The 6,000-nt window shown below is 63.7% G+C and carries 7 protein-coding genes; 4 read left to right on the forward strand and 3 right to left on the reverse strand.

Features of this window, described 5'->3' with window-relative positions:
- The first annotated feature begins 3 nt into the window (after positions 1 to 3).
- Entirely contained in the window at positions 4 to 141 is a 138-nt protein-coding gene (locus E5X34_RS30240) for a hypothetical protein (protein ID WP_292572602.1), read from the forward strand.
- A gap of 14 nt (positions 142 to 155) precedes the next feature.
- Here E5X34_RS30240 and E5X34_RS30245 read toward each other — a convergent pair whose 3' ends face one another.
- Both E5X34_RS30245 and E5X34_RS30250 read right to left on the reverse strand, forming a co-directional pair.
- Entirely contained in the window at positions 156 to 530 is a 375-nt protein-coding gene (locus E5X34_RS30245; RefSeq protein WP_292572605.1) for a DUF423 domain-containing protein, read from the reverse strand.
- A gap of 35 nt (positions 531 to 565) precedes the next feature.
- Complete coding sequence (locus E5X34_RS30250) at positions 566 to 1,813, reverse strand: MFS transporter (protein WP_292572608.1); 1,248 nt, start codon at positions 1,811 to 1,813, stop codon at positions 566 to 568.
- 115 nt (positions 1,814 to 1,928) lie between these two features.
- On the opposite strand from E5X34_RS30250, the gene E5X34_RS30255 reads away from it, so the two are divergent.
- Together E5X34_RS30255 and E5X34_RS30260 are read left to right on the forward strand one after the other, a co-directional pair.
- Positions 1,929 to 2,594, forward strand: coding sequence for a GntR family transcriptional regulator (locus E5X34_RS30255; RefSeq protein ID WP_292572611.1), 666 nt, complete (start codon positions 1,929 to 1,931; stop codon positions 2,592 to 2,594).
- A 115-nt stretch (positions 2,595 to 2,709) separates the two neighbouring features.
- On the forward strand, positions 2,710 to 3,681 hold the full coding sequence (locus E5X34_RS30260) for a glycosyl transferase family 90 (RefSeq protein WP_292572614.1): 972 nt from the start codon (positions 2,710 to 2,712) through the stop codon (positions 3,679 to 3,681).
- Between the two features lie 5 nt (positions 3,682 to 3,686).
- On the opposite strand, the gene E5X34_RS30265 is transcribed toward E5X34_RS30260, so the two are convergent.
- A complete protein-coding gene (locus E5X34_RS30265) occupies positions 3,687 to 4,730 on the reverse strand; it encodes an aldo/keto reductase (RefSeq protein WP_292572617.1) in 1,044 nt (347 codons plus the stop codon).
- Positions 4,731 to 4,996: 266 nt separating this feature from the next.
- On the opposite strand from E5X34_RS30265, the gene ppk2 reads away from it, so the two are divergent.
- Positions 4,997 to 5,917 (forward strand): polyphosphate kinase 2, encoded by a 921-nt coding sequence (ppk2, locus tag E5X34_RS30270; RefSeq protein ID WP_292572620.1) that lies wholly within the window; start codon positions 4,997 to 4,999, stop codon positions 5,915 to 5,917.
- The last annotated feature ends 83 nt before the right edge of the window (positions 5,918 to 6,000 follow it).

A 6,000-nucleotide genomic window follows, 5' to 3' on the forward strand; every position in this document is an offset into this window, starting at 1 on the left:
ATCATGCATCCGATTGGTCATTTGTTTCAGGACATCTACCGCAACTATTGGGGCATCACGCCCGGGACCGAGCAGCCTGAGCGGGCCCGCCGTGACGAACTGCCTGCGCGGGAGCGCAAGCGGCGAGCCGGCCGAAAATAGGCGCTGAGAAACAGCTAATGCCGAGGGCGCCACAGCGCCGAGACGGCGATCGCCACCCAGCCGGCGATCAGCAAGGTGCCGCCGATCGGCGCCGACATCGGGAACAGCCGCGAGCCGAGAAAGTCGCGGGCGAGCAGGTCGCCGCAGAACAGCAGCAGGCCCGCGAGCAGCGCGAGGCTGGCGATCTTGAGGCAACGGTTGCCGCCGGCAAGGCCGATGGCAAGAAAAACCGGCGCATGCATCAGGAGGAAATTGGCGGCAGTGCCGGTAAAGGCGCCGCCGCGATGCGCGGCGGCGGCCGACAACGCCACGCCCCCCGCGCCGACGAGGCCGGCTGCCAGCACGAGGACGCGGCTTCCGCTGTCTGGTGCTTGCCCGGTGAGGCTCATACTGGATGCTCCATGGCAGTTGGGCGGAAGGCCGATCAGGACTCGCCTGCCTCGATCAGCATATGCCGCGCCCGCCTCGATTGGACAATCCAGTTATAGGCAGCACCCAGCGCCATCAGCACCGCTGTGCCCAGAAACACCGAGCGCATACCGAAATGCCCGCCGACAAAGCCGCCCGACAGCGGCCCCGCGACCTGGCCGACATATTGCGCCGAGATTGCCAGGCCAAGCACGTTGCCGCCGATTCCGTCGGGGATATTGTGCCGGATGACGCTGGTGATGCAGGGCAACAATCCGCCCAGCGCCAGGCCCATCAGGAAGCGCAGGCCGATCAATTGCCAGCCATTGGTGACGAAGGCTTGCGGAATGAGCAGCAAGGCCGAGACGGCAAGGGCGCCGACCACGACGTTCCAGTGGCCGACGCGGTCGGCGAGCTTGCCCAGCCAGGACGAGGACAGAATGGTGCCGAGCGCGGCCGCCGACATGACGACGCCAGCGACCATGGTCACCTTGCTTTGGTCCTCGACGAGTTGCTGCACGTAGACGGTGATGATCGGCTCGATCGACATGGTGGCGAAGGCGAGCAGCATGCCCGTAGCCAGCATGGCGACGATCGGCCGCTTGTCGGGGATCTGCGACCAGCCGCTTTTCGGCTTCTCCGCAGAAGCGGGCTTGAGCGCCGGCGGATTCTCCTTGATCAGGAAAGTCGTCGCCAGGAACGCCAGGAAGATCACGCCGCCGGACAGCAGGAAGGTCGCGCGGATGCCGATCAGCGGTGGCAGCAGGCCGCCGAGCAGCGGTCCGACCAGCGAGCCGGCGGTGATGCCCGCCGCCAGCACACCCAGCGCCCAGCCCGAGCGCTCCTTCGGCGTCTGCATCGCCACCAGGATCGTCGAGCCCGAGGAATAGCCGCCGGCAAAGCCGATCAGCAGCCGCAGCAGCACCAGCTGCCAGACGCTCTGGACCATGCCGGTCAGCGACATGCAGATCGCCATGCCGAACGAAGCGCGCACCAGCATCAGCTTGCGGCCGTAGCGGTCGCCCAGCCGACCCCACAAGGGCGCCACCAGCGCGGCAGCGAAGAAGGTCGCGCCGTAAGCGATGCCCGACCACTGCACGATCGCCGCGTGGCCTTCGGCGCCGAGCTGCTCGACGTAGAGCGGCAGGAACGGAAGCAGCAGCGTCATGGCGATGAGCGTGCTGAACGAGCCGGCGAAGCAAATGGCGAGGTTGCGTCGCCAATGGATGTTGAACCCGCTCTGTCCGGTTTCGTTGGGCGTCATGTCAGACTTGCCGCTGCTGGGATTGTTATGGATACCAATTTGGGATACCAAGTTGGTATTCGTCATGGACCTGGCATTTGCCGCTGTCAATGAGGCTTTTAAGATCGGACCGACAATGTCGCAGATGCAGAATGTCGAAAGGCAGCTTCGCGAGATGATCCTCGGGCTGGAGATCGGCCCGGGCGAACGTTTAACCGAGCGCTGGATCGAGAGCCGGTTCGGCGCTTCGCGCACGCCGGTGCGGGCGGCGCTGCTGCGCCTGGAAACGGAAGGGCTGATCGGCCGCGACGGCCGCGGCTGGACGGTGGCGCCGATCAACCTCGCGGAACTCGGACAGATCGCCGTCTACCGCGAGGCGGTCGAGGTCGCGGCGGTTCGCCTGACGGCGGCGCTCGAAGACCGTGGCGGCACCGAGTTGATCGCCGCGATGCTCGATTCCTGCGATGCGGAAACGCCGCGCGAGGAGTGGCATCGCGTCGGCCTGGATTTCCACATCGAGCTGGCAAGGCTTTCCGGCAACGAGTTCCTGTTGAGGGCGGTGCGCGATGCGATGACGAGGCTGTCGCGAGCCCGTTGGCTGGAGGTGCGGGATGAAAAGGCGCTCGGTCGCGCCTGGGCCGAACACCACGCCATCCTCGCCGCCGTCAGGAGCGGCGACGCCGAGCAAGCGGCTCAGCTGCTTTCCGCTCACATCGCCGGCAGCCGCGATCGGCTGGTCACCTCGCTGCGAGACGATCGGCGCGGTCTGCGCGCAAGAGGGTTCGCGGTCGTCGCAGCGTAAAGTCTCGTGTGACCATTCGCATTAGCAGGCTTGCAACATGGCCGGGAGAATGCTGTAGGAGACGAGGGGGATGAAGGCTGACTACCATTGACCATCTTGCTGAACTCGCGGACGCATGGCCACACTCGCTCGAACCGCCGCAAAGCTGTTCTACTATGCGCGCAATTTCGCGCGTGACCGCGCACCGCAGTCCCTGTTCCGCGACCGCCTGGCCAGCCGGCTCGATCAGGCCAGGCTTTCAGGCAAGACCGTTCGCGAGCGACTGAACTACTACAACAAGCTGGAGCAGCCGTTCGCGCCCAGTCCGGACGCGGTGGCGGTCGGCAAGCTGCCGACCGCTTCCAGCATGTATTATTACGATCTCAAGGAATTCGCCCGCTATTTCGATCCCGGCCTGCTGATCGATTTCGAATTCGGCGATGTCGTCGGCGTCCCGGAGATTCCGAGGATCGTCAAGGACCGGCCCATCGGCGACGACAACGCCAATGGCGTGCTGATGAAGCTGAACAAGTTCCGCCACTTCTACATGCCGCCCGACAAGCTGTCCTTCGCCGACAAGCGCCCGATGGTGGTCTGGCGCGGTCATCTCAACAATCCGCTTCGCACCCGCTTCGTGGAAAAGGCCGCTGACCTGCCGTTTTGCGACGCAGGTTCCCACAAGCCCGACGCGCCGGACGGATACCGCAAGCCGTTCCTGAACATCGAGCAGCAGCGGCAGTATCGCTATATCGTCTCGCTCGAAGGCAATGACGTCGCGACGAACCTGAAATGGATCATGAGCTCCAATTCGCTCTGCCTGATGCCGGAGCCGACCTACGAAACCTGGTTTGCGGAAGCCAAGGTTGAGCCCAATATCCATTACGTGCCGCTCGAGCCTGATTTCTCCGACCTTGTCGACAAGGTGGCCTATTTCGAAAAGCATCCTGCCGAGGCGGCGCGGATAACTGCCGCCGCCAACGCCTATTGCCGCCAATTCGGCAATGAACGGGACGAGCAGGCGATCTCGCTGCTCGTCCTCTACAAATATTTCGTGTTGAGCGGGCAGATAAAGCCCGATCCGGAAGTCTGGCGCTTTATCGCCGACTGACTGTTTTAGGCATGCGAGCGGTCGAGCACCTTGTCGGCCGGCCCGAACCGGCCCCTGGCGGTGAACTGCTGGTGCCAGTAGGGATAAAGCACCGGCGGCCGGCTGACCGAGTCAAGTCGCTGGCGTTCTTCCTCGGAGAGCGGCAGGCTGGCCGCGGCGAGGTTGTCCTTGAGCTGCGTCTCGTTGCGTGCGCCGATCACCAGCGAGCTTACGGCCGGACGGCCGAGCAGCCAGGCCAGCGCCACCTGCGCCCCTGAAATGCCGCGCGCCTTGCCGATGTCGGAGAGCACGTCGACGATGCGCCACAGCCGGTCCTCGTCGCGGATCGGCGGTTCCTTCCAGCCGCCGAGCTGGCGCGCGGTCGGGCTGTCGCGATGATATTTACCGGAGAGCAGGCCGCCCGCCAGCGGACTCCAGACCAGCACGCCGACGCCCTGGTCGACCGAGATCGGCAGCAATTCATATTCGGCTTCGCGCGCTTCCAGCGTGTAATGGATCTGCTGGGTGACGAACCGGGCCTGATGGCGACTGTCGCTGACGGCAAGAGCCTTCATGACCTGCCAGCCCGACCAGTTGGAGCAGCCGATGTAACGGATCTTGCCCTGGTTGACCAAAGTGTCGAGCGCCGCGATCGTCTCCTCGACCGGGGTGAGCCCGTCCCACTGGTGAACGAAATAGACGTCGATGACGTCGGTCCTGAGCCGCTTCAGGCTCTTTTCGCATTCGCGGATCAGATGGTGGCGCGACAGGCCCTCGTCATTCGGACCTGTGCCGATGCGCATGCGCGCCTTGGACGCGATCAGCACGTCGTTCTTGCGCTTGCCGCCAAGCGCCTCGCCGATGATCTCCTCCGACAGCCCGTTCGAGTAGACGTTTGCCGTGTCGATGAGGTTGATGCCGGCATCGATGCAGGTGTCGATGATGCGCCTGGCTTCCGACAGATCGGAGTTGCCAACGGCGGCGAACGGGCCCGTGCCGCCGAAGGTCATGGTGCCGAGGGTCAATGTCGAAACCTTCAGGCCGGAACGGCCAAGGGTGCGGTATTCCATGTCGGGTCCTCGCGATTTTGTTTTGGAGAGGCGCTGTGGCGGCGCGGGAAAGAGGCGAGGGGATTTGTAGGACAATTCCAGCCGCTTGTCGCCCCGCTATCGATACGGGCCGATCACATATCGTCTATCATGCCCGGCTGTGGTCGCCTTGCAATAAAACCGTCATTGCGCCTCTGTATCTCAGTCGGCTTACGGAGTGGCGTGTCCGGGGCGGAGCCGCGGCGCATTCCGAAGCGATGATGGCTGACAGGCGACGGAGCTGCGCGATGAATGAAGTGAAACCGAATTCCGGGGCGAAGGACTGGCTGGAAGCCGAGCTCGAGGACACGCTCGACGAAGACTATGAGCTGGAGATTTCCGAACCGGCGCTCTCGCTCGAGATCGCCAGGATCTACAAGAAGTCGCATCCGCCTTCCATCGAGCGGATGACCTACTTTCGCGAGCTGCTGAGGCTCCAGTCCGAGCTGATCAAGCTGCAGTCCTGGGTCGCTTACCACAAGAAGAAGCTGGTGGTGATCTTCGAGGGCCGCGACTCCGCCGGTAAGGGCGGCGTCATCAAGCGCATCACGCAGCGGCTCAACCCCCGCATCGCCCGCGTGGTGGCATTGCCGGCGCCGACCGAACGCGAAAAGTCGCAATGGTATTTTCAGCGCTACGTGCCGTATCTCCCCGCGGGCGGCGAGATCGTGCTGTTCGACCGCTCCTGGTACAACCGCTCCGGCGTCGAGCGGGTGATGGGATTTGCCAATGCGGATCAGGTCGAGGAGTTTTTCCGCGACGTGCCGGAATTCGAGCGCATGCTGGTCCGCTCCGGCATCACGCTGGTGAAATACTGGTTCTCGATCACCGACGAGGAACAGCAGATGCGCTTCCTGATGCGCATCCACGACCCGATGAAGCAGTGGAAGCTGTCGCCGATGGACCTGCAGTCGCGCGTGCGTTGGGAGCAGTACACCAAGGCCAAGGAAGAGACCTTCGCCCGCACCAACATCAAGGAGGCGCCCTGGTTCATCGTCGAAGGCAACGACAAGAAGCGCGCGCGGCTGAACTGCATCGATCATCTGTTGCAGCAGGTGCCGTATGAGGAGGTTCCGCATGAGGAGATCACGCTGCCGGAGCGCGTCTTCAATCCCGCATATGAGCGTCAGGTGCTGCCGCGCGAGCTTTACGTGCCGGAGAAGTATTGAGGCGGTGAAGCTGCGATCTCCCCCCCTCGTGGGCATATGCGCTAAGATAGGCATTGCGGCGCGGAATCGGTTGTGATTCTACG

The sequence above is a fragment of the Mesorhizobium sp. genome (assembly GCF_004963255.1).
Classification (GTDB): Bacteria; Pseudomonadota; Alphaproteobacteria; order Rhizobiales; family Rhizobiaceae; genus Mesorhizobium.

What these genes read in the sequence shown, in the direction of transcription:
- E5X34_RS30240 (WP_292572602.1), top strand. Translation starts at nt 4, where the DNA reads ATGCATCCGATTGGTCATTTGTTTCAGGACATCTACCGCAACTATTGG.
- E5X34_RS30245 (WP_292572605.1), bottom strand. Translation starts at nt 530, where the DNA reads ATGAGCCTCACCGGGCAAGCACCAGACAGCGGAAGCCGCGTCCTCGTG.
- E5X34_RS30260 (WP_292572614.1), top strand. Translation starts at nt 2,710, where the DNA reads ATGGCCACACTCGCTCGAACCGCCGCAAAGCTGTTCTACTATGCGCGC.
- E5X34_RS30265 (WP_292572617.1), bottom strand. Translation starts at nt 4,730, where the DNA reads ATGGAATACCGCACCCTTGGCCGTTCCGGCCTGAAGGTTTCGACATTG.
- ppk2 (WP_292572620.1), top strand. Translation starts at nt 4,997, where the DNA reads ATGAATGAAGTGAAACCGAATTCCGGGGCGAAGGACTGGCTGGAAGCC.
- E5X34_RS30250 (WP_292572608.1), bottom strand. Translation starts at nt 1,813, where the DNA reads ATGACGCCCAACGAAACCGGACAGAGCGGGTTCAACATCCATTGGCGA.
- E5X34_RS30255 (WP_292572611.1), top strand. Translation starts at nt 1,929, where the DNA reads ATGTCGCAGATGCAGAATGTCGAAAGGCAGCTTCGCGAGATGATCCTC.